Raw genomic sequence first — 24,264 nt, forward strand, 5'->3', positions numbered from 1 at the left:
TTTTGAGCCGGGCGTTTTCCACCAAGTAACGCCTCTGCCATTGGCAGCGCCCTCGACTTGCAAGAACGTTGCCAAGAACTATTGTGCCTAATCGGCATCGACACAACCCGCATTGTTCGATGCCGACTTTAGCTTTGATCTAACCCGGCCTTCTGAATTCAGCCAATGATCGCGTTCAGTGTCGCGCTGGGACGCATCACCGCCGTAGTTTTGGTGCGATCGCCGTGGTAGTAGCCGCCCAGATCTGCAGGTTTGCCTTGAGCGGCCAGCAGTTCGGAGAGTATCTGCTCTTCCTTCTCCGCCAGTTCTTTGGCGATCGGTGCAAAATGCGCCGCCAGTTCAGCATCATCCGACTGCGCGGCCAGTGCCTCAGCCCAGTAGCGGGCGAACCAATAGTGGCTGTCGCGGTTGTCCGGCTCGCCAACCTTGCGGCTGGGCGAGCGGTCATGGTCCAGGATCCCCTGCGTCGCGGCCTCGGCCGTAGCGCCCAAAACGGCGGCCTTGGCGTTTCCGCGGCTGTCGGCCAGGAAGTTCAGCGATTCACCCAGCGCGCAGAATTCGCCCATCGAGTCCCAACGCAGGTGGTTTTCCTCGACCAGCTGCTGAACGTGCTTGGGCGCCGAGCCACCTGCACCGGTTTCGAACAGGCCGCCGCCATTCATCAGCTTGACGATCGACAGCATCTTGGCCGAGGTGCCCAGTTCGAGGATCGGGAACAGGTCGGTCAGATAGTCGCGCAGCACGTTGCCCGTGATCGCGATGCTGTCTTTGCCGGCGGTGATGGTTTCCAGCGATTTGCGGGTCGCCTCACGCGGGGCCATGATCAGGAACTTGTCGGCCACGCCCGCGGCCTCCAGCACCGGTTTGACGTATTTGATCAGCTCGGCGTCATGGGCGCGGTTCGCATCCAGCCAGAAAATCGCCTCGGACCCGGTCAGGCGCTGGCGGTCCATTGCCAGCTGGATCCAGTTCTCAATCGGGGCTTTCTTGGCGGTGCAAGCGCGCCAGATGTCACCCTTTTCGACCTCATGCGAATGCAGGGTTTCGCCATTGGCCAGAACGACGCGGATTGTGCCGTCTGCGGGCGCTTCGAAGGTGGTCGGGTGGCTGCCGTATTCTTCTGCCTTCTGCGCCATCAGGCCCACATTGGCGACCGAACCGACGGTGGCCGGGTTCAGCGCACCGTTGGCTTTGAAGAACTTGATGGCCTCGTCATAGACCGGGGCGTAGCAACGGTCGGGGATCACGCAGTTGGTGTCGCCCTTCTTGCCGCTCTCGTCCCAGCCCTTGCCGCCCGCGCGGATCACGGCGGGCATCGAAGCGTCGATGATCACGTCCGACGGCACGTGCAGGTTGGTGATGCCCTTGTCACTGTCCACCATGTACATCGAGGGTCGATCGGCCTTGACCGCTTCGATCGCGGCCATGATCTCGGCATCGTCCTTGACGCGGTTCAGCAGATCGCCCAAGCCGGAGTTCGGGTTGACGCCCAGCTGTGCCATGCGGTCGCCGAATTTTTCGAACACCGGCGCCAGCCACGACTTTACGGCGTAGCCGAAAATGATCGGGTCACTGACCTTCATCATCGTCGCCTTCATGTGCAGCGAGAACATCGTGCCGTCTTTCTTGGTGTCCTCGATCGCGGCATCCAGGAACTCCGACAGGGCCTTGACCGACATGAAAGTGGCGTCCGCAACGGTGCCTTCCTCCAGTGTCCAGCCGTCTTTCAGGACGGTAACACCACCATCCTTGCCCACGAATTCGATCCGCGCATCACCGGTCTGGTCTGCGGTGATGGTGGCCGATTTCTCGTTGGCATAGAAATCATTGCCCGGCATCGACGACACCTTGGTCTTGCTGTCGGCCGACCATTCGCCCATCGAATGCGGGTGCTGCTGGGCATAGCGTTTCACCGCCTTGGCGGCGCGGCGGTCGCTGTTGCCCTCGCGCAGAACCGGGTTCACGGCCGAGCCCTTGATCGCGTCATAGCGGGCGCGGATCTCTTTTTCGGCGTCGGTCTTGGGGTCCTCGGGATAGTTGGGGATGTCGTAGCCCTGCCCCTGCAGTTCCTTGATGGCAGCGACCAGCTGCGGCACCGAGGCCGAGATGTTGGGCAGCTTGATCACGTTGGCCTCGGGGGTCTTCACCAACTCGCCCAAGGCGGCCAGATCGTCGGGCTGACGTTGCTCTTCGGTCAGGTTTTCGGGGAAGGCCGCGATGATGCGCCCGGCCAGCGAAATGTCTTTGGTACCAACGCTGACGCCCGCGGCCGCGGCGAATTTGCGGATGATGGGCAGGAACGAGGCACTGGCCAGCTCCGGCGCTTCGTCTACGATGGTATACAATATGTCGAAGTTCGATTTTTCTGCCATGTTCCCTTACCTTTTTTAAGCCTTTCAGGGGCGTGCGAGCCGAGAGTTGTGCCGCGTGCAGCGCGGCGTGCGAGGAGCGTGAATGCTGTTCCGCTCCGGGGTGACTCTGATTTGACAGGGCCTCCCTTAAATCACCCGAGGCCCGGGATCAATCGCATCTGAACGCGCATTTTGACCCAGTTTGCGCAAAACCGCGCATATGCCCGTATTTTCAGCCCGCCGACGATACGCGACGCCTTTCCCTTGGCGCGGGCGCTGGCTAAGACGGTCCTCCAACCCGAGATCAAGGAGGCCCCGTTGGACCGTATCGCCCGCACCATCGCCACGGAAATCAATGCCCGCCCCGAACAGGTGGACGCGGCGGTCAAGCTGCTGGACGAAGGCGCCACCGTGCCCTTCGTGGCGCGCTACCGCAAAGAGGTGACGGGCGGGCTGGATGACAGCCAGCTGCGCACCCTGTCCGACCGGCTGGCCTATCTGCGCGAGCTTGAGGCGCGGCGCGAGACGATCCTGAACTCGATCAAGGATCAAGGGAAGCTGACCGACGATCTGGCCAAATCCATTGCCCGCGCCGAAACCAAGGCACAGCTGGAAGACATCTACCTGCCCTACAAACCCAAGCGCCGCACCAAGGCGATGATCGCGCGGGAAAACGGGCTGGAGCCGCTGGCCGACGCGATCCTGGCCGACCGCAGCGCCGACCCTGAGGGTCTGGCCCAGGCCTATGTGACCGAGGCCGTGCCCACCACCAAGGACGCGCTGAATGGCGCGCGCGACATCATCACCGAGCGTCTGACCGAAAACGCCGCCCTTCTGGGCGAGCTGCGCAGCTTCATGCAGGCCGAGGCGCTGCTGACCTCGAAGGTGATCGAGGGCAAGGAACAGGAAGGCGCCAAGTTCAGCGACTATTTCGACCATGCCGAGCCCTGGGCCAAGGTGCCCTCGCACCGGGCGCTGGCGATGCTGCGCGCGTCGAAAGAGGGGATCGTGACGCTGGACATTGCCCCCGACCCCGAAACCGGCGCCGCCCGGGCCGAGGCGATCGTGGCGGCGCATCTGCAGACGCGTGGCGACGGCCCGGGAGACGCCTGGCTGCGCAAGGTCGCGGGCTGGACTTGGCGGGTAAAGCTGTCGCTGTCGATGATGGTCGAGCTGATGGCCGATCTGCGTAGCCGCGCGCAGGAGGAGGCCATTCAGGTTTTTGCACGCAATCTCAAGGACTTGCTTTTTGCCGCCCCTGCCGGACCTCGCCCCACTCTGGGGCTGGACCCGGGCATCCGCACCGGCGTCAAGGCCGCGGTGGTGGACGCCACGGGCAAGCTGGTGGCGACCGATACGCTGTATCCGTTCCAACCCAAGAACGATCTGCGCGGCGCACAGGCCACCATCCTGAACCTGATCGCCACCCACAAGGTCGAACTGATCGCCATCGGCAACGGCACCGCCAGCCGCGAGACCGAACGACTGGTGGCCGACACGCTGAAACTGCAACCCAAAGGGGTGCAGGCACCCACCAAGGTCGTGGTGTCCGAAGCCGGGGCCTCGGTCTATTCGGCCTCGGAACTGGCCGCGCGCGAGTTTCCCGACCTGGATGTCTCGTTGCGTGGGGCGGTGTCGATCGCCCGCCGCCTGCAGGACCCGCTGGCCGAGCTGGTCAAGATCGAACCCAAGAGCATCGGCGTCGGCCAGTATCAACACGACGTTGATCAACACCGGCTGAGCCAGTCTCTGGAAGCGGTGATCGAGGACGTGGTGAACGCCGTTGGCGTCGATCTTAACACCGCCTCGGCGCCGCTGCTGGCCCATGTCTCGGGCCTGGGCCCCGGTCTGGCCGAAGCCATCGTGGCGCATCGCGACCAGAACGGCGCGTTCCGATCGCGGCAGGATCTGCTGAAGGTCGCGCGCCTCGGCCCCCGCGCTTTTGAACAATGCGCGGGCTTCCTCCGCATCCGCGACGGGGATGAGCCGTTGGACGCCTCGGCCGTCCACCCCGAGGCCTATGACGTCGCCCGCCGCATCGTACAGGCCTGCGGCCGCGACATCCGTCAGATCATGGGGCATGACGGTGCCCTGCGTGGTCTGCGCGCCGAACAGTTCGTGGATGACCGGTTCGGCCTGCCCACGGTGCGCGACATCTTTGCAGAATTGGAGAAACCCGGACGCGACCCGCGCCCCAGCTTCGTGACTGCCAGCTTCAAGGAGGGAGTCGAAGAGATCACCGACCTCAAACCCGGCATGGTGCTGGAAGGCACCGTGACCAACGTCGCTGCCTTTGGCGCCTTCGTCGATATCGGAGTGCATCAGGACGGTCTGGTGCATGTCAGCCAGCTGGCCGACCGGTTCGTGAAAGACCCGCATGAGGTGGTCAAGGCCGGTCAGGTCGTGCGCGTCCGGGTCGTTGAAGTGGACGTGCCGCGCAAGCGGATCGGGTTGAGCATGCGCAACGATGGCGGAGCTTCTGCCCGGCAAGATCGCGACGTCAAAGGCCAGAACGCGCGCGAAAGGAATAAAGGCACCCCGAAATCACAACGCGCAAAATCTTCTTATAATGCGCAGCACAGCGCGATTGGGGACGCGCTGCAAAATGCACTGAAAAATCAATAAGCCCCCTGCCCCGCCTGAGCCTCAGGCGGGGGTTTCCGTCTGGAACGCATCGGGCTCCAACTCTTCCCAAAAGGCAAAAATGGCGTTGGCGTTCAAACCTGATCGCCATCCGTGTTGCCGGAAGTTCTCTCGGTCTAGCTCATCCGACAAAGTCGACATGAACAAGCGTTTGTCGGCATCCCGTTGAGTGGGGTTTCGCCGCGAAACCAGGTCTTCGACGATTGTCAGCTTGCGGGCACGCTCGGCGCGCTCCGCCACGCGCGCGGCATAAGCTTGATCTTCGCGTGCCTTCTCTTCCTCCCGCTGCTTCGCTGCGGCCAGCGCCTTGGGATTAGGCGGTTTCACTGTCTCTGCCGCAGGGGCCTTGTAGTCATCGCGCAGGGCGGCCGAAAGATATCCCAATGTTGATTTCACGTCCCCCTGCCCGGCTACATAGTCCAGCTTCTGCTGCACGTAATCCTCACCATGCTCAGAGATCCACTGACGCGCCAGCCGATCGGACACCCCTTGTTTGCGCAAGGTCTTGTAGACCGCCAGGTTGCGCACCCCATCGCTGTCGTCGATCTCGAACATTGCCTTCTGCGGGTTCGCATTGATCAGGAACCGAATGTCGGTGACGCTGCGGCCCTTCTTGCGGAACTCGGGCTCGATCAGAATATCCGAGCTTTTGTTCACCTCGACCACTGCGGGTTTGATGATCTTGGCATTCAGGTGTTTGAAGCTCGTGTAATAGTCGCTGCCGTCCACACCCATCAATTTGCGGAACACCTCGAGCGTCCACCACCCGGTCGACCCGGTACGGACGAAACGATAACAGTTTTCATACAAGGCCAGCCCGTGCCCCGAGCTGAAATTGCGCTGGATATGCACATTGATCAACGCATAGATCTTCGGATCGTACAGCTTCTGCGCCAAGGCCGGAGAATAGGCGTATTCGCAGATCCCGCCCTTGAGCTTGGCGAAACTCAGCAACGACGACACGCCCCACTCTTGCCGCCCTTTTTCATCGAGCATGTCCCATTCGGCCACTGTCTCGGCAAGCGCTCTCAGGCTGGCGCGCAAAGTGTCGAAGTCGTTCGAGTTGTAGCCCACCATCATCGCCAGGGTGCGGGCATCAATCGTATGGGTCTGCGCCGTGGTCAGAGAGTCGTAGGCATTGAGAAGCAACACGTTGGACAGCTTGCGCTGCAACAGCGTCAGCTTGCCGCTGATATGGATCGCGGCCACATTCTTTTTCACCGTTTCCCGACGCAAAGCGCCTGAAAGGTGATCCGTGTCCAGTTGTGTATCCGGCATGATTCTGCCCGGCTGCTCGTTTCCCAAGTTTGTGACACAAAAGGTACCCGTGGATCAACCAAATTTGGGTCCCCATATGCAGGATGGAGTGAATCCCGTAGACAGGTACCTATCCGAATCGGCGACCCAGTTATCCACAGAAGCGGGCGCCAATTGGTTCAAACTTGGAGTCGTGACCCGCGTAGGCGGCGATCAACGCACTCGGATTAGACCCTAAATAGTCCACGATAGAGCCGAACCGCGAATCGGTGCCCTTCTCCCCGGATTCGGGACCCTTTGATCCTGTATACAGGTCCCTTTTAACCCGAAGCCAGGAACCCTTGGTCCTGTATCCGGGTGCCGATGCGACCACAAATATATGATTTATTTATGTTTTCTGTCGTCAAAGAATCTAAAACCCTTAAAGAAAATAAACTCTTTGGTGTGCCCTTTTCTGAGAATAAATGCCGGTTTCGTCGCGAAACCGAACTCTTCGGCATTCTTCTGTGGAAAACTGCTCTTTCGAGGATAGCGCAGAAGGAAAATGTTCGGTACATTTCCTGATATACGCCGGAAAGGCGAACATTATTCGAGGCATCGACAGTGACAAAATCTAAACAACCTGCTCTACCGCCGTACTTCAACCTGGATCCGGCCAAGGCTGCATCAAAGTTACCCGATCCTATCGGGACATCACGATTCGCAAAAGCTGCAACCTTCTGTGCCAAAGGGCGCGAAGATCTAGCCCGCCGCGGGTATGCGCCCGATGGCGAAAAGCGCCTCCGCCGGTTTTCGATTTGGGAGATTACCAAATACCTGATCCCGGTGGCTCCGGCCCACCTGCGCCGCGTCCTCAAGGCAAATCCTGACCTCCCGCAAGGCGAAGGCGAAGCAGGATCGAAATGGTTCACCCTCGAAGAAGTTCTGACCTTGAGGCGCCATTTCGCGGCCGAAGGTGTAAGCACCAAGGAATACCTGCCCTACCGGCCGGAAAATCTGCCGGCAAAAGTTGTTGCCGTTGCCAATTTCAAAGGTGGCGTGGGCAAGACGTCCACCGCTGCTCATCTGGCAATGTCGGCCGCGTTGGACGGTTATAAAGTGCTGGTGATTGATCTTGATAGCCAGGGATCCATGACGTCGATCCTGGGTGGTCGCGTCGCGGATGAATGGCAGACAGTCTTCCCCTTGATCGCAAAAGACTATGCGCGCGCGGTTCAGGAAGAGAACAGGGTCCGCGCCGCTGCCGGTCAACCCGAAATCCCATTGGATGAAACTCTGCAAGAGGCACTGAGAACCCAACCTCAAGATGTCATCCAGAAGACCCATTGGCCCAACATTGATCTCATTGGTGCTCAACTGAACCTCTATTGGGCTGAATTTCAGATCCCGGTCTGGCGGATGGGCCTTCGCAGTTGGCCGCTGTGGGACGGGCTCACCAACTTTTTGCAGGACGAGGCCGTATTGAATGATTACGACATCGTGTTCCTCGATACTCCTCCTGCACTTGGGTACCTAACGATCAATGCGCTGGCCGCAGCGGATATTTTGCTGGTGCCGCTCGGAGCTTCATTCCTGGAATTTGATTCCACCGGGCGCTTCTTCGACATGCTCTACACCACGTTCGCCAGTATCGAGGATGGCGAGAACGCGGCACAAAGGGCAGCTGGCTTGCCCGAACTCAAGTTCGAATGGGATGTCGTGCGCGCGATCATCACCCGGTTCGACGCCAGTCAGCAGACGGACATGGCCAACGTGATACAGGCGTATTTCGGTGATTTCATGAACGCCTATCGGCAGGATTACACCGCTTTGGTAGGGCAGGCCGGAGAACAGGTGAACGGAATCTACGAAGCGGACTACCGTGACTTTAACCGCGACACCTATGTCCGGGGGCGAGAGACCTTCGATCGAACTTACGCGGAATTCAAAGAAGTGCTGATCGGGTGTTGGTGGCGCGACGCCCAGATGGGAGGACAGGCAGATGGCTAAACGCAGAAGACTGACGGCGCCGGATGCGGCGGAGCTTGAACAACTCGAGGCTGGTTTCGCCGCGAAACCCTCGATCAGTCCGTTCGAGGCCAACCCGTCAACTCCGCCAATCGCGCAGGTCGCGGCCGAGGCCGCGACGCTGAATGGCATGGCAGCAGTGACCGACCGTGCAACCCTTGCAAAAGACCAAGGCGACGCTGCGCGTTGGCGGGATGCCCAGGACGCCGGTCTGGTCGCAGAGATGGTGCCCATAGATCAGATCGATGCCGATTTCTTGCGGCGCGACCGCATGGTCGATGACGAAGAGGCAATGTCCGAACTGCTGGAATCTCTGCGCTCCAACGGGCTGCGGACGCCGATCGAGGTGACCAAAACCGAGGATGGCTATGGCCTGATATCGGGCTATCGCCGGTTGGACGCCTTCCGCCGTTTGGCCGGCGGTGACCCGAAATTCGCCCAAATTCCCGCGTTCGTGCGCCAGGCTGGCGCAGGGCAGGGGGCGTATGTTTCGATGGTCGAGGAGAACGAACTTCGATCAAACCTCAGCCCGTATGAACGTGGGCGCATCGCTGTCCTCGCTGTGGGGCAGGGTGTGTTCCCGTCGACCGAAGCCGCCGTGGATGTTCTGTTCGCCGCAGCCTCCAAGGCCAAAAGGTCCAAGGTCCGCAGCTTTGCGGTGGTTCACGAGGCCTTGGGCGACTTACTGCAGTACCCGGTTGCGTTGTCGGAAAAGGCAGGTCTCAGGATTGCCGCGGCTATCCGGGATGGCGCGCAGGCCAAGCTGAGGGAGGCCTTGTCCCGGGGTGAGGCGACGGACCCGAAATCGGAACTGGCCGTGATAGAGGCTGCGTTGAAGGAAGCGCCAGCGCCGACTCAGGAAAAGCCGCGTGGGGGCCGCCCGAAACAGATTCAACGGCTGCCTATTCAGACGCTGCCCAAAGGCGGAGAATTGCGAGCAGAAGTATCGGCGGGCGAATTGCGGATACATCTTCGCGGCCGGACTCTGGGCGTAGACGAAGCCGCGCAGTTGTTGGAGCGGTTAGCCGAGCATTTGGGCTGACCATTTTTACCATTGGTTTGGCCTGTGCTTCCACCGGCCAAACCTTCCTGTAAACAGGTACTTTTCCGCCACTTTCCATGTAGTGTGCAAAAAGACATAATTATGATCATTATGACCGGCGCTCGGTTTGTTTCCAATAAGCCGGCGTTTGACCATTTTGACGCCGGACCGCCGCCGCTATGAGTAGCGGAGAGACAGACTGAAACTTGGGTAGTGTGAACGTCGGCTGGGCCAACTCTGGCTGGATGCGTTCTTGATTGAATCCCGCTTGGCCCGAAGGTGCATTTTGCCAGCCAGTAGACGCAAATTCCGACTTGGGATAGGTTCGTGTTGGGGCAACAATGCGGGCGTTCTGCCTTGCATAGGAAATTTGTGCGCAACGCGCTGACTATAAAGGCCGGCATACGGTCGGACATATAATAGCTTCGTCAGAAACCAGGTCCCTCTGACTGACGCCGATTGAACAAAAGGCAAGACACATTGAAGTAATTTCGACCGAGGACTGAAGATGGCTGACATCAAGGAGTGGTTGGAGAGGCCCCCGGAATGTCGGCGCTAATGGCGCAGTCCCTAGAAGGCGGTTTTGCGTCGTCCTTTTCGGACATGGTTCTGACGGAACTTGCGGTGCTGCAGAAAAATTGTGTCGTCAACGGTGCTCCGATCCAAAGTGCCACCATCAAGCCGGTTTACAGCGTTCTGAGGCTCCACACGAACCCGATTAGAACAAACGCCGTGCTGAACATTTTTTCGTACAAGTTGCTGGAATGCAGTGAAGACGGAGTTGATATTTCCATCCCGCTCAAGCGCCGGTGGGTCATCTCGATTGGGTCCGGGTTGGAACAGGGGCCGATCGACAAGACAATCGGTGGGGTCCAGATAACCTACAAGACGTTCGCGCAGGGAAAATCGATCAAGCTGATGGCTTATTACTCCAATCTGACACTGCATGGCGAAAGATGGGGACCGAATATGCGTCTAATTTCCGGGTTTGACCAACTCGGCAATGTCGACCCCAGAAACAAGTACTACACTCCGAAGGCCGCAAGTTGCCTTGATATCGACTTCAAGAACAAGCCGCCGAATGACGTTGACGTTTGGTCCGTTGCGCCCAGCGACATGAGGTTCTGCGCCCGTGGGTGCATCCCCGGAGATGTGAGCGCCACCAAGTAAGGCTGCTTCTGTTCAGGTTTGACCAAACCGCAGACCCTGCGCCCGCGACATTTGTCGACTGATCAAGGCGCGGGGTTTTCCAAAGATTACCTCCTTCCGCGATCGGGCGGGCACACACTGATCGGAGATCGAGACATTTTCGGGCATGGCGCCTGTTTGCCAGGACAGGTCGATCGGAATGCCGCATGTGGATACCAGTAGCCTCCAATCCACAACCATCGATGCGTCAGGAACCTGACCCGGCGCCGGGCGATGGAAACGGAGCAGTCCTCTCGGAAGGCGCCGTGGTTTCGGAAAGACCACACGGAGAGCTTCAAAGACTTCGACCTGACAAGCCAGCTTCCCGGAATACAATCGATCACCAGATGACCAAAGTCAGCCTGTCCCTTCATCGGGCAGAGCGAAGTGAGTTCGGGCGCGGTGAACCTCACGCATTATTCGAAATCGGCTTGTGGAATCTGAACCCTTGTTTTGCAACTCGTTTACGCTGCAACCGGGATGCGCAGTGTTTAACGGTGGGCAAGCTACTTCCAAGCCGATATGTTTCGTGGTCTCTGAGTTTCCTGCCGAGGTTTACGCATTTTGAGGTGGCCGGCGGGTCAGCGCATGACAAAAGGATCGGGAATGGGGTCGTCGCTGGTGCGCAGCCAAACGGACTTGATTTTGGTGTAGTCCAATGCAGCCTGCAGCCCGCCCTCGCGCCCATGCCCCGACAATCCATGCCCCCCAAACGGAGCGATCGGACTGACTGCGCGGTAGGTGTTGACCCAGACAATGCCGGCTCGGATTGACCGAACCATCCGATGGGCCCGCGTGAGGTTTTGCGTGAACACGCCCGAGGCCAGGCCAAACCGGGTATCGTTTGCGATCGCGATGGCCTCATCCTCTGTTTCGAAGGAAACGACCGACAGGACGGGGCCGAAGAATTCGTGCGTCAAGCAATCAGCATCGCGCGCCCGACTGCAATCCAGAATGGTCGGTGGAAAGTAGAATCCCGCGCGATCAAGTGGCTGGCCGCCAGTAATCATTTGCGCGCCTTGGGCCTGCGACCGGGTGACAAGTTCGGCGGCCCATTTCTGCTGCCGCTGCGTGCACAGGGGCCCGACTTCGGTCGCCATATCATCCGGTGCGCCGATCACGACCGCTTCGGCCTTTTGCCGCAGACGGTCCAGGACCGCGTCCTTGATCGATGCCTGAACCACAAGCCGCGACCCGGCAACGCAGCTTTGACCCGACGCCGCGAAAATTCCGGAAACCTGAGCGTTGACCGCACTGTCCAGATCCGCATCCTCGAACACGATAAAGGGCGACTTTCCACCCAGCTCCAAAGAGGTAGACGCCAGATTCTCTGCCGAGTTTCGCACGATATGCCGAGCCGTTTCCGGCCCACCGGTAAAGGCGACATGGGCAATTCTTTCGTGCCGGGTCAAGGCAGCGCCGACATCGGGCCCACCCGTCAGAACATTCAGAACGCCTTCGGGAAACCCGGCCTTGTGAAAGATCCGCGCGAACTCCAGCATTGGGGCAGGGGCCTCTTCCGAAGCCTTCAGCACCACTGTGCAACCGGCCGCCAGGGCCGGGCCGATCTTGACCGCCGACAGGAACAATTGTGAGTTCCAGGGCACGATCGCCGCGACAACCCCCACGGGTTCTCGCCGCAGCCAAACTTCCATATCTGGCTTGTCGATGGGCAAATGGGCGCCTTCGATCTTGTCCGCGAGGCCCGCGTAGTAACGATAGTAATCCGCGACATAGGCAATCTGCGCCGAGGTTTCGCGGATGATTTTTCCAGTGTCGCGGGTTTCCAGCTCGGCCAGTCTCGGTGCGTTTTCAGCAATCAGATCTGCCAACCGGTATAGCAGCTTGCCCCGCGCCGTTGCGGTCAGTGACGCCCATTCCGGGGATCTGAAAGCCTGGTCCGCTGCCATCACGGCCTGGTCCACATCAGCTTGGCTGGCGGCGGGTATCTGCGCCCAAGCCTCACCTGTGGATGGGTCGACACTTTCGAACCAGGTGTCGCCATCGCGGAAAGTGCCGCCGATATAGTTCTGAAACCGTTGCATCCCGAATTCCCCTATTGAAAGGCCGGCATCACATCCTTGATGAAACGCTCCAACGAGGCCTTTTTGCGTTCAAACGGCATGCTGGAGTCGATCCAGAATGAATACTCGTCATACCCCAGTTCCTCGCATCTCCGAAGCCGGTCGATCACGGTATCGGCTGTTCCGATGACAAGGTCGCGCTCCATGTTCTGGGGCGAATAGAACGGATGCTCGGCGATTTCGGGATCACTCAGCGGGGCAATCAGCCCCTGGGTAACGTCACGCTTGTTCATGAACCATGCACCGAAATAACAGTAGAACCGGTTCAACTCGATGGCGGCCTGTTTCACGTCGTTCTGATCTTCGGCCACGTAAGTGTGGCGCAGCAACATGATCTTGGGGCGCGGCATGTCAGGAAACTTTGTGCAGGCGGCATTGAACTTGGCCATCAGGTCGATGACCTCGTCGTCGCCGTTCCACAATGGCGTGACCTGTACGTTGCACCCTGAGCTTACGGCGAATTCGTGGCTGTTGGGGTCGCGTGCGGCCACCCAGATGGGCGGCCCACCAGGTTGCAGGGGCAGGGGCGACGAGGTGGTCTTGGGAAATTGGTGGAATTCGCCGTCATGGGCGTAATCTCCCTGCCAGAGCTGTTTCACGGCAGGGATGAGTTCGCGCATGCGCTGCCCGGCTTCCCACGCATCCATGCCAGGCATCATGCGTTCGTATTCGTAACTGTAGGCACCGCGGGCAATGCCCAGATCCAGCCGTCCGTCGGTGATGATGTCCGTCATTGCGGCCTCACCGGCCAAACGGATCGGATGCCAGAAGGGCGCGATCACGGTGCCGGTGCCCAGCCGGACATTCCGGGTGTGCCGAGCCACGTCAATCAGGCTGAGAAACGGGTTGGGTGCGATTGTAAAATTCATCCCGTGGTGTTCGCCCGTCCAGACGGCATGCATCCCGCCGTCGTCGGCGATTTTGCACAGTTGGATGAACTCGTCATACAACTGCTTCTGGTCCTGCTCTGGCGAAATCCGCTCCATATGCGCAAACAGCGAGAACTTCATGTCAACTCCCCCGAACCAACGGTTTGACCCGTCCGCTGGTTTCATCTCCGTAGTATATGCCGAAATTGCCCATGCGGCTTTCCCGGGCGAAACGTTCCAGCATCGTACAGATCGCCGGGTCCGCGACATCCATCAGCGTCGACTCGACGATCTGCGTAAAAGCCCCGTTGGCTGGGGTGTCGTCCTCGGCTTGGCAAAGGAACGAGATATGCTGTCGTCGCGACTTGTCCTGATAGACCGAATAGATGAAGCCCGGTTCTGCCTTGATCCCACATTCCGCGATCAACTGGGCCAATGCAGTATCGGCGCCGTTGGCCACGTCCTCGGTCGCCGGAATGGTCAGCCCGCCGTTGCCATCGTCCAGCAGAAGGATCTGCCCGTCCCGCTCGATCAACGCGGAAACCACGACGCCCGCACGACGGTTCAGCGCCCGGGCTTCGGCGGCAGGCGTCACATAGGCGCCGCGGGCATAGCCCAGGCCAGGTGCGATCGAGTGGTCGAAGGCCTCGACCCGACCGATCAGGATCAGGTGGTCGCCGGCTTCGACCGTCTTGAAAACCGAGCAGTCGAACCAGGCTGAAACCCCGTCAAGGATTGGTGCGCCGTTGGGTCCTGGCTTCCAATCGACACCGGCAAACCGGTCCTGCGAAGGGCGTGCGAAGGTGTTCGAAACGCCGATCTGATCCTCCGACAGGATGTTGACGGCGAAACCGGCGGCTTCAGAGAATGTGTTGAAATTGCTGGAGGTATTGGCAAGACAGACCGATATCAGCGGAGGGTCCAGCGAAACCGAGGAAAAAGAATTGGCGGTAAAGCCGATCGGTCGGCCGGACTCGTCATGTGTCGTGACCACCGTGACACCGGTGAGAAAGGTTCCGAACGCGCTGCGCAGGGCGCGAGGGTCGAAATCGGTCATGCGGGCGACCTTTCGTGCGTTGGGGTCTTAAGCCATTGAACAAGGGCCGCGTTGACAGTCTTTGGATCAGTAAGGTTCACCATGTGCCGATGACCCTCGACGACAACCGCCTGTCCCTTGGCGGCCGCGGCGATGGCGCGGGTCATGTCGGGTGTGGAATTCGGATCCTCAGCACCTGTCAACGCCAGCAAGGGGCAAGAGATCTGAGGGTAGCGATCGGCGTAGACCATGTCGCCCCGGGCAAAGGCATCGTAGGCCGTCGCATAGCCGTTTATGTCGACCGCGGCCAACCATGCGGCGACCCTGTCCCGAGCGGCGCGGTCGGCCGGACCGTTTGCGAACCAGCGTTGCAGTGGAGTTTCCAGATCAAACCTTCCGGCGCTGATCAAGCCGGCGCGCGCCAGCACAGAGTCCCGGGCCTCGTCGTCCCGACGAAAGACTCCGTTCAGCAAGGCGACGCGCCGGACCCGATCGGGATGTTCGACCGCAAACCCGCCGGCAATCAGTGCGCCCATCGAATGACCGGCAAGGTTCACGCGATCCAGGTTCAAAGCGTCCAGCGCCGCCCGCAGCCACTCCACAAATGCTGGTAGCTGCGCCCCCACAGCGATCGGATCGGATTGGCCATGCCCTGGCAGATCCAGTGCGTAGACCGCGTGCAAGTCGGACAAGGCATCGATCTGCGGCGCCCAGGCCTCCGACTGCATACCGACCCCGTGCAACAGGACCAGAGGTTCGCCATCGGGGGGGCCGGCAAAGCGCAAGCCAAGGCGTCCGAATGGTTCAGACAGCTGCCGGATTGTCGACGTCATGTCCCAAATCCTTCAGATCCTGATAACGATCTCCGATGCGGTGATGCGGGCGCCCTCCGATCGAAGCGCCCAAAGCGATCATGATCTCATCCGGGGCCGGAGCGTCGGCGACCTGCAGGTGGATGGTCAGATAGTGGCTGCGCCGCCCACCATCATTCTTGTCCATCAGGGGAATTTGCATGGCTGCATTTGCCGGTCCGCGCGTGTTGGTGAAGGCAAGGTAGGATTTTGCGCCGACCGCCTCGCGATAGGCATTTCCGAACCTCAGGGTATGGATCAGGGCCGACCCGTGCTCGACCTCGCCATTCACTCCGACAACGGCGGCTTTGCCATAGGCTTCAACCCGGTCACCGCCGCCGGCCGCCTCGAGAATCATCTCGGTCAGCATGTGGCCCAGCCCCGGAGCACAATCGTGTATCTCTGGATGCAGGTCTTCGACAAAGCCGCGGCCGGCCCAGGGGTTGGTCACAACGGCGACCGCCGCGATCAAGGTCAAAGGGCGCTCGGCGGCTTTGCCACCTTCGATCAGTGTGTTTTCGACATGCAGCAGTGTTTTACGGATGGTGGCGGGCATCGCAAAGGTCCTGTGATTCCGTTTCCGGCATGATGGTATACCATAAGACAGGATGTCAATCATTCCTTGCTGAGGCAACGCGCGACCGATAGATTCCCGTCCATGACATCGCCAAGACTGACCAAGATCGATCATCCCCCGGCTACCCTGCGCGACATGGTGCAGGAGCGCATGCGCGAGGCCATCATCGAAGGTGTTTTCCAGCCCGGCGAACGGCTGGTGGAACGTCCGCTATGTGATCAGCTTGGTGTCAGCAGGACAGTCATCCGGGAAACGATCCGCTATCTCGAGGCCGAGGGGCTGGTCGAAATTCTGCCCGGGCGCGGGCCGATCGTGGCTTCGATCACACGGGACGAGGCACGGCAGATCTACGATATCCGCCGCATGCTGGAAACCGCGGCCGCCGAGAACTGCGCGCGCAATATCACATCAGACAGGGCCAGCAGCCTGCATGGGGCGCTGGTGCGGCTCAAGCAAGGTTTCGTGGACAAGACACCGGGCTCGATCTTCCGCGCCACTTCCGATTTCTACTCAGAGATTTTTGAGGGGGCAGGGCATCATGTGGCTTGGGATGTAGTCCAGCGCCTGAATGGTCGGATCAGCCGGTTGCGGATGATGACCTTGGCGGCAACAGAACGCGACCGCCCCGGGATCGAACATATGGAGGCCATCTGTTCTGCGATTCAGTCCGGCGACCCCTCCGCCGCGCGCCGAGCCGTCGAACGGCATCTGGACGATGCGGCGTCGGTTGCCGAGACCCTGTTCGATGCAGAAGAGGGCTTGGGCAAAGCCGCACACTGCTAGATCCTGCACCGGTCAGGTTTGGTCGCCCAGATACGTCGTCAGGGCCTGGCGCGCTCCCTGATCCCAGATCACCCTGAGCCACCGGTCAAACGCGTCGCGAAACACGCCGGATTGTGACAGGTCCTGATAGTACTGGGTCTGCTCAAGCCAGGTGGTCGGGTTGTCACGGGCCGCGTTGGCCGAGGTGACCAGATCGGACCAGTTGGGATCGTTGGGTTCGACAATACTTCCATCCTCGCGAGTGCCGGCACACATGCGGGCCCACAGCGCCTCGACCAGGGCCAGCCCATTGATCGGCGCGCTGGCGGCCAATGCATCATAGACGGTGGGAAGCACAAATCCCACATGCCGGGATGATCCGTCAAAAGCAACGCGCCGCGTGGTGTCGACGATGGATGGATTGCGGAACCGCTCCTCGATCAAGGTTATGTAGTCCGCAACCGACTGATTGGGCACCGGACGCACGAAAGGCGCGATTTCTTCGACCAAAACCTTTCGGAAGAATGCAGAAACCAGCGGATCGGCCATGCAGTCTGCGATCGTATTCAGGCCCAGGATCTCGCCGACATTGGCCAGAACCTGGTGGCCCGCGTTCAGAATGCGCAGCTTCATGACCTCATAGTCATGAACGCGGACAGTAAATGTGGCGCCGACCTTGTCCCAATCCGGGCGACCGGCGCAAAAGGCATCCTCGATCACCCATTGGCGGAAGCTTTCATGGGTGACGGGGGCGGCGTCGTCGATCCCCAGCGCGCGCACCAGCTCCAGCTCGGTCGGGCCGGTGGCGGGCACTATGCAATCGACCATCGAATTGGGAAAGGTGCATTGCGTGTTGATCCAGTCGGCCAGATCCACGTCCGATAGTCGCGCCAGCCCCACCACCGCCTGACGCAGAACCTGCCCGTTGCCGATCAGGTTGTCGCAGCTCAGCCCGGTCAGCGGACCAACGCCTGCATCGCGCCGCCGTCGCAGGCCCGCGACGATGGCACCGAAGGCGGTGCGCGGACGGTCGGGGTTGGCGGCATCGTGGCGGATGTCGGGGTGGTCGGTGTCCAGCCCTTTGGTCACAGGGTGCACGAAATAGCCGCCCTCGGTCACGGTCAGCGAGACGATGCGGATCGCCGGATCGGCCAGTTGCGCGATCAGCGGGCCGTTGTCCTCTTGCGGGGGCAGGTAATCGATCATCGCGCCCGTCACCTCGGCACGACGCTGGCCCTCGGTCAGCTCGACCAGCGTGGTCAGACAGTCCTGCGCCAGCAGCTTGCGCCGCATCTCGGCGTCATAGGCGCGCACGCCGGCGCCGATGATGGCCCAATCCTGCGCCGCGCCCTGTTGCATCAGCCGGTGCAGGTACCAAGCCTGATGCGCGCGATGAAAATTGCCCACCCCGATATGCACGATCCCCGGCGTCAGTGCCGCGCGATCGTATTCGGGCCGCAGCACGCCCTTGGGCAACGCGTCCAAATTGGCCTGACACAACCGGACCGGTCGGGTATCCGCGGGGCGCTCCACCATCAGCTCATCCAATTTCCACCATCCACGTTGTATGTCTGGGCCACGATGTAGTCGGCCTCGGACGAGGCCAGAAAGACCGCCATTCCGGTCAGGTCCTCGGCCCGGCCCATCCGGCCGAAGGGCACCGCTTCGCCCACTTCCTTCTTTTTCTGACCCGGCGCCTTGCCCTCGTATTTGGCAAAGAAGGCATCGACGCCGTCCCAGTGCTCGCCATCCACCACGCCGGGGGCGATGGCATTCACGTTGATCCCGTGTTTGATCAGGTTCAGCCCCGCCGATTGGGTCAGGCTGATCACCGCCGCCTTGCTGGCGCAATAGACCGCCACGAGCGGCTCGCCCCGGCGGCCGGCCTGGCTGGCCATGTTGATGATCTTGCCGCCGGTACCCTGCTCGATCATCTGGCGCGCGACTGCCTGCATCGTGAACAGGGTGCCGGCGACGTTGATGTCGAACACGCGCTGGTAATCCGCGCGGATGATTTCCACGATCGGGGCGGCGGTGAAGATCGCGGCGTTGTTGATCAGGATGTCGACCCCGCCCATCCGCGCCGCGGCGTCGGCCACGCCCGCCTCGATGCTGTCCTGCTGCGAGACATCCATTTCGACCGCAATCGCCTGCGGCCCGATCTCGCGCGCGGCCTTGCGCGCCTGCTGCACGTCGATGTCGGCCAGCGCTACCTGCGCGCCCTCGGCGGCATAGGCCTGGGCAAAGGCCAGCCCGATGCCCCGCGCCGCCCCGGTGATCAGGGCCCGTTTTCCAACCAGCCGGTTCATGCGATCCGCAGCCCCGCCGCGTCGAACCGGTGGATCTTGTCCTCCTCCGGCGTCAGATGGATCGTGTCGCCGTGACGCAGGCCGACCTCGCCGCCGGCGCGCACGGTCATCGGCTCGGCGAAGCCGTCCACATGGACGTGAAAGAACGTGTCCGAACCCAGATGTTCGGACACCCCGACCGTACCTTTCCACAGGCCCTCGCTGGGCGAGGCGGCAATGTGCTCGGGGCGGACGCCGATCGTGTGGGCGCCGTGTTTATCGGCCTCGGGGCCTTCGATGAAATTCATCTTGGGCGAGCCGATGAAGCCGGCCACGAACTTGTTGCGCGGCGCGCGGTACAGTTCGAGCGGCGAGCCCACCTGTTCGATCACGCCTGCCTGAAGGACCACGATCTTGTCGGCCATGGTCATGGCCTCGACCTGGTCATGGGTGACGTAGATCATCGTGGTTTCCAGCCGGTTGTGCAGCTCGGATATCTCCAGCCGCATGCCTACGCGCAGCGCCGCGTCCAGGTTCGACAGCGGCTCGTCGAACAGGAAGGCCGCCGGTTCGCGCACGATGGCGCGACCGATGGCGACCCGCTGGCGCTGGCCACCCGAAAGCTGGCCGGGGCGGCGGTCCAGATAGTCGGTCAGGTTCAGAACCTCGGCCGCCTGTTCGACGCGGCGGTCCTGCTCGGCCTTGTCCAGCCCGGCCATGCGCAGCGGAAAGGCGATGTTCTTGCGCACGGTCATGTGCGGATAAAGTGCGTAGGACTGGAACACCATGGCCAGGCCCCGCTTGGCCGGCGGCACCGCGGTGGCGTCCTGATCGTCGATCAGGATGCGGCCGCCGCTGACGTCCTCTAGCCCCGCGATCAGGCGCAGCAGGGTGGATTTTCCGCAGCCCGATGGGCCCACGAACACCACGAATTCGCCGTCGTTGATTTCCAGATCCAGCGGCGGAATGACCTCCACGTCGCCAAAGCTCTTGCTGACTTTCTCAAGTACGATGCGTCCCATGTGTCTTTCCTTACTTCACGGCGCCGAAGGTCAGGCCGCGGACCAGTTGTTTCTGACTGAACCACCCAAGGATCAGGATCGGGGCGATGGCCATGGTTGATGCCGCGCTGAGCTTGGCGAAGAACAGGCCCTCGGGGCTGGAATAGCTGGCGATGAACGCGGTCAGCGGGGCCGCGTCGACGGCGGTCAGGTTCAGGGTCCAGAACGCCTCGTTCCAGGCCAGGATGAAATTCAGCAGCACGGTCGAGGCGATGCCCGGCACCGCCATCGGCGTCAGGATGTAAAGGATTTCCTCTTTCAGCGTGGCGCCGTCCATGCGCGCGGCTTCCAGGATGTCGCCGGGAATTTCGCGGAAATAGGTGTACAGCATCCAGACGATGATCGGCAGGTTGATCAGCATCAGCACCACCACCAGCCCGGCGCGGCTGTCCAACAGGCCCAGTTGGATGAACAACAGGTAGATCGGGTACAGAACCCCCACCGCCGGCAGCATCTTGGTGGACAGCATCCACAACAGGATATCCTTGGTGCGCGCCGAGGGCACGAAGGCCATGGCCCAGGCGGCGGGCACCGCTACGATCACGCCCAGAAGGGTGGACCCGCCCGCGATGATGATCGAGTTCCACAGATACCGCATGTAGTTCGACCGTTCCTGAACCACGGCATAGTTCTCCAGCGTCCAGTCGAAGTTCAGAAAGATCGGCGGGCTGGCGATGGCCTGGGCCTCGGTTTTGAAGCTGGTCAGGATCGTCCAGAGGATCGGGAAGAAGATCAGCAGGCCGACAGCCCAGGCAAAGGCGGTGTTGATCAGCTTGCGTGGTGTGGTGACGGTGCGGGCCATGTTTTCGTCCTCCTCACGCGTCCAGGTTTTTGCCGACGATGCGCATCAGGAAGATGGCGACGATGTTGGCAAGGATGATGGCATAGACCCCGCCGGCCGAGCCCAGCCCGACATTCTGGCTTTCCAGCACGCGCTGGTAGATCAGATAGGTCAGGGTGCGGGTGCCGAAGGCGCCGCCGGTGGTCACGAAGATCTCGGCGAAGATCGACAGCAGGAAGATCGTCTGGATCAGGATGACGATCGTGATCGCGCGGCTCAGATGCGGCAGGATGATGAAAAAGAAGCGTTTCAGCGGCGGCGCGCCATCCATTTCGGCGGCCTCCAGCTGTTCGCTATCCAGCGACTGGATCGCGGTCAGCAGGATCAGGGTGGCAAAGGGCAGCCATTGCCAGGACACGATCATCACGATCGACGGCATCGACGCCTCGGACAGCCACGAGATTGGCTCGGCCCCGAAGAACCGCCACAGGTGGGCGAACAGGCCGTTGACCGGGTCCATGAACATGTTCTTCCAGACCAACGCCGAAACGGTGGGCATTACGAAGAACGGGGCGATCACCAGAATGCGCACCACGCCCTGGCCCCACATCGGCTGATCCAGCAGCAGCGCCAGCAGGATGCCCAGCACCACGGTGATGGCCAGCACACCGCCCACGATCACCAGCGTCGCCTGAACGGCGGGCCAGAAGGAACTCGAGGTCACGAACCGGACGTAGTTGTCGAACCCGACCCAACCCAGGTCACCGCCGCGCAGCGGCAGGTATTTCTTGAAGGAAAAATACAGAGTCATCGTCAGCGGAACCAGCATCCAGCCCAGCAGCAGGACCACGGCGGGCGCCATCATCAGGCGTGCGACGGATCGGGAGTGTTGAGTTGCCATGACGCAAGACCTCTCTGTTCAGGCGACTTGTTGCCTGCGAGACTAACACGGGTTGTGGAAGGGGGAGAGCGGGGGACAGAAACCTGCCCACCCGCCGGGAGGAGGCCTCAGTACCCTGCGGCTTCCATTTCTTCGGCCGTGAAGGCCTGTGCCTTGGCCAGAGCTTCGTCAACCGACTGCTGTCCGGCATAGACCGCCGAGAATTCCTGGCTCACCTGGGTGGCGATGCCCGCGAATTCGGGGATGGCGACGAACTGGATCCCGGTATACGGCGTCGGCTTGACGCAGCAGTTTTCCGGATCGGCCGCAAGGATCGACTTCAGCGTCATCTGCGCGAAGGGGATGTCCTTGTAGTCGGGGTTCTCGTACAGCGAGGTGCGCGCACCCGGCGGAACGTTGGCCCAGCCCTCGTTCTCGGCAACCAGTTCGATGTATTCCTTCGAAGTGGCCCATTCGATGAACTGCTTGGCGGCGTCCTCTTTCTGGGTGCCGGCCGGAATGGCCAGGGCCCAGGCCCACAGCCAGTTGGCGCGCTTGTCAACGCCTTCCGAGTTCGGCGCCAGAGCAAATCCAACCTGATCGGCGACAGTCGAGTCGTCGGGGTTGGTCACGAAAGACGCGGCAACGGTGGCGTCGATCCACATGCCGCATTTGCCCTGCTGGAACAGCGACAGGTTCTCGTTGAAGCCGTTGGTGGCATACCCGGCGGGGCCGGATTCGTTCATCATGTCGACGAAGAAGGTCAGCGCCTCTTTCCACTCGGGCTGATCGAACTGGGGTTTCCAGTCTTCGTCGAACCAGCGCGCGCCGAACGAGTTGGCGGTCACGGTGATGAAGGCGCCGCCCTCACCCCAACCGGCCTTGCCGCGCAGGCAGATGCCGTTGATGTCGTTGTCGCGGTCCGTCATCGCAGCCGCCGCTTCGCGGATGAACTGCCAGGTCGGCGCCTCGGGCATCTCCAGACCGGCCTTCTCCATAAGGTCGGTGCGGTACATGATCATCGAGCTTTCGCCATAGAACGGCGCCGCATACAGCGTGCCGTCGTGGCTGAGGCCGCCGCGCATGGCGGGTAGGATGTCGTCCACGTCATATTCCGCGGACATTCCGTCCAGCGGCACAAGCCAGCCGTTCGCGCCCCAGATCGGCGTTTCGTACATGCCGATGGTCATGATGTCGAACTGGCCGCCCTTGGTCGAGATGTCGGTGGTCACACGCTGGCGCAATACGTTCTCTTCCAGAGTGACCCATTCCACCTCGTGGCCGGTCGCTTCGGTGAACTTGTCGGTGTATTTCTGCATTCGGATCATGTCGCCGTTGTTTACGGTGGCGATCGTGATCGTCTCTGCAGTTGCGGCGCCGGCGGTCAAAGCCGCTGCGCTTGCCGCCCATAGAACGGATTTCAGGTACATTCTTTCCTCCCTGGTGTCGAATTACCTGGAGGAAAGCATCACGAATTATTTGGCGCGCGTCAACTAAAATTTTACGCGCGTAAAAAAGGTGTCGAAAATCAGGCCGAACTCCGCAGTATCAGACGTGCGGGAAACAGGGTTTCGGTGCGGGCGCTCAGCCGCCCACCGGATTCGACCAGTTGCGTCAGCGTCTCGACGGAGCGATTCGATACTGCGGTGTAGTCATGCGCCGCGGTGGTCAGCGACGGGCAGGTGAACTTGGAAAACGGATGGTCGTCATGCGAGGCGACGCGCAGGTCGCAATCCTCGCCCAACCCGACCCGCAGGCCCTTTTCATAGCAGGCCGACAGGAACCCGATGGCCAGCCGGTCATTGCTGCACAGGATGGTGCGAGAGGGCAGGCTGGGCTGTTCCAACAGCTTGAACGCGCCCTGACGGCCGATTTCCTCGAACCCCCAGCCGCGACCGTCGACCTTGATCACCTGCGGCTCAAAGCCCAGGCTCTCCATTTTTTTGATGTAGGCGATGCGGCGTTTGTTGGCGTTGGGGTTGGCGGGGTGCCGCATCTCGAAGAACGCGGGCGGTTCGCCGCTGCGGCACAGGTAATCGACGGTCTGTTCAATGAAGCTCGCGTTGTCCGACCCGACAAAAGCCGCGCCCATGCCTTCCAGGTTGCTGTCGAACAGGATGGTGGGGATGTCCTTGCAGAATTTCTCGATGAACGACCGGTCGGAATCGCGCCCCAGCGGCGCCAGCAGCACGCCCGCCGGTTTCAGCGCGCGCAGGCTGTCGAGGATCTCGGCCTCCTGCGCGGGGTCGCCATAGGCGCTGTAGAGCGTCGGGCGGAACCCGGCCTCGATGCATTTTTCTTCGATGTTGCGGGCGATCTCGGCAAAGAACGGGTCGGCCAGATAGGGCACCACGATGCCGACATTCTTGGTCAGCTTGCGGTTCTGGTTCATGGCAAAGATGTTGGGGCGATAGTCGAACCGCTCCAGCGCCTGCTCGATCCGTTCGCGGGTCGACCGTCGGACGCTGTCGGGATCGTTGAAATATTTCGATACCGTCGGGCGCGAGATCCCGCTGACCGCCGCAAACTCCTCCATGTTCCGGATTTTTCTGGGTGCCATGCCTTGCCTCTGGCGTGGGGCCAGGCC

The 24,264-nt window shown here is 61.0% G+C and carries 19 protein-coding genes and 1 pseudogene; 5 read left to right on the top strand and 15 right to left on the bottom strand.

What is annotated here, in order from left to right; all coding sequences use genetic code 11:
* Positions 1 to 158: 158 nt before the first annotated feature.
* A complete protein-coding gene (locus ACR3EK_RS17665; RefSeq protein ID WP_480634099.1) occupies positions 159 to 2,372 on the bottom strand; it encodes an NADP-dependent isocitrate dehydrogenase in 2,214 nt (737 codons plus the stop codon).
* A gap of 297 nt (positions 2,373 to 2,669) precedes the next feature.
* On the opposite strand from ACR3EK_RS17665, the gene ACR3EK_RS17670 reads away from it, so the two are divergent.
* Entirely contained in the window at positions 2,670 to 4,976 is a 2,307-nt protein-coding gene (locus ACR3EK_RS17670; protein ID WP_480634100.1) for a Tex family protein, read from the top strand.
* Positions 4,977 to 4,997: 21 nt separating this feature from the next.
* Here the strand turns inward: ACR3EK_RS17670 and ACR3EK_RS17675 are convergent, their stop codons facing one another.
* A complete protein-coding gene (locus ACR3EK_RS17675) occupies positions 4,998 to 6,272 on the bottom strand; it encodes a replication initiation protein (RefSeq protein ID WP_480634101.1) in 1,275 nt (424 codons plus the stop codon).
* Positions 6,273 to 6,854: 582 nt separating this feature from the next.
* Between ACR3EK_RS17675 and ACR3EK_RS17680 the strand changes: the two genes are divergently transcribed.
* The 3 genes from ACR3EK_RS17680 to ACR3EK_RS17690 all read left to right on the top strand — a co-directional run bounded on the left by ACR3EK_RS17680 (position 6,855) and on the right by ACR3EK_RS17690 (position 10,470).
* Complete coding sequence (locus ACR3EK_RS17680; RefSeq protein ID WP_170341760.1) at positions 6,855 to 8,240, top strand: AAA family ATPase; 1,386 nt, start codon at positions 6,855 to 6,857, stop codon at positions 8,238 to 8,240.
* A complete protein-coding gene (locus tag ACR3EK_RS17685; RefSeq protein WP_480634102.1) occupies positions 8,233 to 9,300 on the top strand; it encodes a ParB/RepB/Spo0J family partition protein in 1,068 nt (355 codons plus the stop codon). The genes ACR3EK_RS17680 and ACR3EK_RS17685 overlap by 8 nt, the downstream gene beginning before the upstream one ends.
* Before the next feature lie 558 nt (positions 9,301 to 9,858).
* Complete coding sequence (locus ACR3EK_RS17690) at positions 9,859 to 10,470, top strand: hypothetical protein (RefSeq protein ID WP_480634103.1); 612 nt, start codon at positions 9,859 to 9,861, stop codon at positions 10,468 to 10,470.
* A 108-nt stretch (positions 10,471 to 10,578) separates the two neighbouring features.
* Here the strand turns inward: ACR3EK_RS17690 and ACR3EK_RS17695 are convergent.
* From ACR3EK_RS17695 to ACR3EK_RS17720, 6 genes and pseudogenes are all read right to left on the bottom strand, one after another.
* Positions 10,579 to 10,901, bottom strand: a pseudogene (locus ACR3EK_RS17695) (preQ(1) synthase); the annotation flags it as partial.
* Between the two features lie 168 nt (positions 10,902 to 11,069).
* Positions 11,070 to 12,533, bottom strand: a complete 1,464-nt coding sequence (locus tag ACR3EK_RS17700; protein WP_480634104.1) for an aldehyde dehydrogenase — start codon at positions 12,531 to 12,533, stop codon at positions 11,070 to 11,072.
* Positions 12,534 to 12,544: 11 nt separating this feature from the next.
* On the bottom strand, positions 12,545 to 13,582 hold the full coding sequence (locus ACR3EK_RS17705; RefSeq protein WP_480634105.1) for an LLM class flavin-dependent oxidoreductase: 1,038 nt from the start codon (positions 13,580 to 13,582) through the stop codon (positions 12,545 to 12,547).
* Between the two features lies 1 nt (position 13,583).
* A complete protein-coding gene (locus tag ACR3EK_RS17710) occupies positions 13,584 to 14,498 on the bottom strand; it encodes a flavin reductase (RefSeq protein WP_480634106.1) in 915 nt (304 codons plus the stop codon).
* Positions 14,495 to 15,310: an alpha/beta fold hydrolase gene (locus tag ACR3EK_RS17715; protein WP_480634107.1), complete on the bottom strand. Its 816-nt coding sequence runs from the start codon at positions 15,308 to 15,310 to the stop codon at positions 14,495 to 14,497. Before ACR3EK_RS17715 ends, ACR3EK_RS17710 begins: the two co-directional genes overlap by 4 nt.
* Positions 15,282 to 15,884 (bottom strand): amino acid synthesis family protein, encoded by a 603-nt coding sequence (locus ACR3EK_RS17720; RefSeq protein WP_170359655.1) that lies wholly within the window; start codon positions 15,882 to 15,884, stop codon positions 15,282 to 15,284. The genes ACR3EK_RS17715 and ACR3EK_RS17720 overlap by 29 nt, the downstream gene beginning before the upstream one ends.
* 102 nt (positions 15,885 to 15,986) lie before the next feature.
* Between ACR3EK_RS17720 and ACR3EK_RS17725 the strand changes: the two genes are divergently transcribed.
* Complete coding sequence (locus tag ACR3EK_RS17725) at positions 15,987 to 16,688, top strand: GntR family transcriptional regulator (RefSeq protein WP_170435883.1); 702 nt, start codon at positions 15,987 to 15,989, stop codon at positions 16,686 to 16,688.
* Positions 16,689 to 16,700: 12 nt separating this feature from the next.
* Here ACR3EK_RS17725 and ACR3EK_RS17730 read toward each other — a convergent pair whose 3' ends face one another.
* From ACR3EK_RS17730 to ACR3EK_RS17760, 7 genes are all read right to left on the bottom strand, one after another.
* On the bottom strand, positions 16,701 to 18,203 hold the full coding sequence (locus tag ACR3EK_RS17730) for a mannitol dehydrogenase family protein (RefSeq protein WP_480634108.1): 1,503 nt from the start codon (positions 18,201 to 18,203) through the stop codon (positions 16,701 to 16,703).
* Positions 18,203 to 18,976: an L-iditol 2-dehydrogenase gene (locus tag ACR3EK_RS17735; RefSeq protein WP_170367441.1), complete on the bottom strand. Its 774-nt coding sequence runs from the start codon at positions 18,974 to 18,976 to the stop codon at positions 18,203 to 18,205. Before ACR3EK_RS17735 ends, ACR3EK_RS17730 begins: the two co-directional genes overlap by 1 nt.
* Positions 18,973 to 19,977 carry an ABC transporter ATP-binding protein gene (locus tag ACR3EK_RS17740; RefSeq protein ID WP_170359663.1) on the bottom strand — a complete coding sequence of 335 codons (1,005 nt, stop codon included), beginning with the start codon at positions 19,975 to 19,977 and terminating at the stop codon, positions 18,973 to 18,975. Before ACR3EK_RS17740 ends, ACR3EK_RS17735 begins: the two co-directional genes overlap by 4 nt.
* Positions 19,978 to 19,987: 10 nt before the next feature.
* Entirely contained in the window at positions 19,988 to 20,818 is an 831-nt protein-coding gene (locus tag ACR3EK_RS17745; RefSeq protein WP_170341115.1) for a carbohydrate ABC transporter permease, read from the bottom strand.
* 13 nt (positions 20,819 to 20,831) lie between these two features.
* Entirely contained in the window at positions 20,832 to 21,698 is an 867-nt protein-coding gene (locus tag ACR3EK_RS17750; protein WP_149775359.1) for a carbohydrate ABC transporter permease, read from the bottom strand.
* Between the two features lie 107 nt (positions 21,699 to 21,805).
* Positions 21,806 to 23,107, bottom strand: a complete 1,302-nt coding sequence (locus ACR3EK_RS17755) for an ABC transporter substrate-binding protein (protein WP_170341744.1) — start codon at positions 23,105 to 23,107, stop codon at positions 21,806 to 21,808.
* A gap of 98 nt (positions 23,108 to 23,205) precedes the next feature.
* A complete protein-coding gene (locus ACR3EK_RS17760) occupies positions 23,206 to 24,237 on the bottom strand; it encodes a LacI family DNA-binding transcriptional regulator (protein WP_170359665.1) in 1,032 nt (343 codons plus the stop codon).
* Positions 24,238 to 24,264: the final 27 nt, after the last annotated feature.

Source organism: Ruegeria sp. BC8, from assembly GCF_056535705.1.

Coding starts and splice junctions, on each gene's coding strand:
- ACR3EK_RS17665 (WP_480634099.1), bottom strand. CDS start 2,372: ATGGCAGAAAAATCGAACTTCGACATATTGTATACCATCGTAGACGAA.
- ACR3EK_RS17675 (WP_480634101.1), bottom strand. CDS start 6,272: ATGCCGGATACACAACTGGACACGGATCACCTTTCAGGCGCTTTGCGT.
- ACR3EK_RS17685 (WP_480634102.1), top strand. CDS start 8,233: ATGGCTAAACGCAGAAGACTGACGGCGCCGGATGCGGCGGAGCTTGAA.
- ACR3EK_RS17690 (WP_480634103.1), top strand. CDS start 9,859: ATGGCGCAGTCCCTAGAAGGCGGTTTTGCGTCGTCCTTTTCGGACATG.
- ACR3EK_RS17700 (WP_480634104.1), bottom strand. CDS start 12,533: ATGCAACGGTTTCAGAACTATATCGGCGGCACTTTCCGCGATGGCGAC.
- ACR3EK_RS17705 (WP_480634105.1), bottom strand. CDS start 13,582: ATGAAGTTCTCGCTGTTTGCGCATATGGAGCGGATTTCGCCAGAGCAG.
- ACR3EK_RS17710 (WP_480634106.1), bottom strand. CDS start 14,498: ATGACCGATTTCGACCCTCGCGCCCTGCGCAGCGCGTTCGGAACCTTT.
- ACR3EK_RS17715 (WP_480634107.1), bottom strand. CDS start 15,310: ATGACGTCGACAATCCGGCAGCTGTCTGAACCATTCGGACGCCTTGGC.
- ACR3EK_RS17720 (WP_170359655.1), bottom strand. CDS start 15,884: ATGCCCGCCACCATCCGTAAAACACTGCTGCATGTCGAAAACACACTG.
- ACR3EK_RS17725 (WP_170435883.1), top strand. CDS start 15,987: ATGACATCGCCAAGACTGACCAAGATCGATCATCCCCCGGCTACCCTG.
- ACR3EK_RS17730 (WP_480634108.1), bottom strand. CDS start 18,203: ATGGTGGAGCGCCCCGCGGATACCCGACCGGTCCGGTTGTGTCAGGCC.
- ACR3EK_RS17735 (WP_170367441.1), bottom strand. CDS start 18,976: ATGAACCGGCTGGTTGGAAAACGGGCCCTGATCACCGGGGCGGCGCGG.
- ACR3EK_RS17740 (WP_170359663.1), bottom strand. CDS start 19,977: ATGGGACGCATCGTACTTGAGAAAGTCAGCAAGAGCTTTGGCGACGTG.
- ACR3EK_RS17745 (WP_170341115.1), bottom strand. CDS start 20,818: ATGGCCCGCACCGTCACCACACCACGCAAGCTGATCAACACCGCCTTT.
- ACR3EK_RS17750 (WP_149775359.1), bottom strand. CDS start 21,698: ATGGCAACTCAACACTCCCGATCCGTCGCACGCCTGATGATGGCGCCC.
- ACR3EK_RS17755 (WP_170341744.1), bottom strand. CDS start 23,107: ATGTACCTGAAATCCGTTCTATGGGCGGCAAGCGCAGCGGCTTTGACC.
- ACR3EK_RS17760 (WP_170359665.1), bottom strand. CDS start 24,237: ATGGCACCCAGAAAAATCCGGAACATGGAGGAGTTTGCGGCGGTCAGC.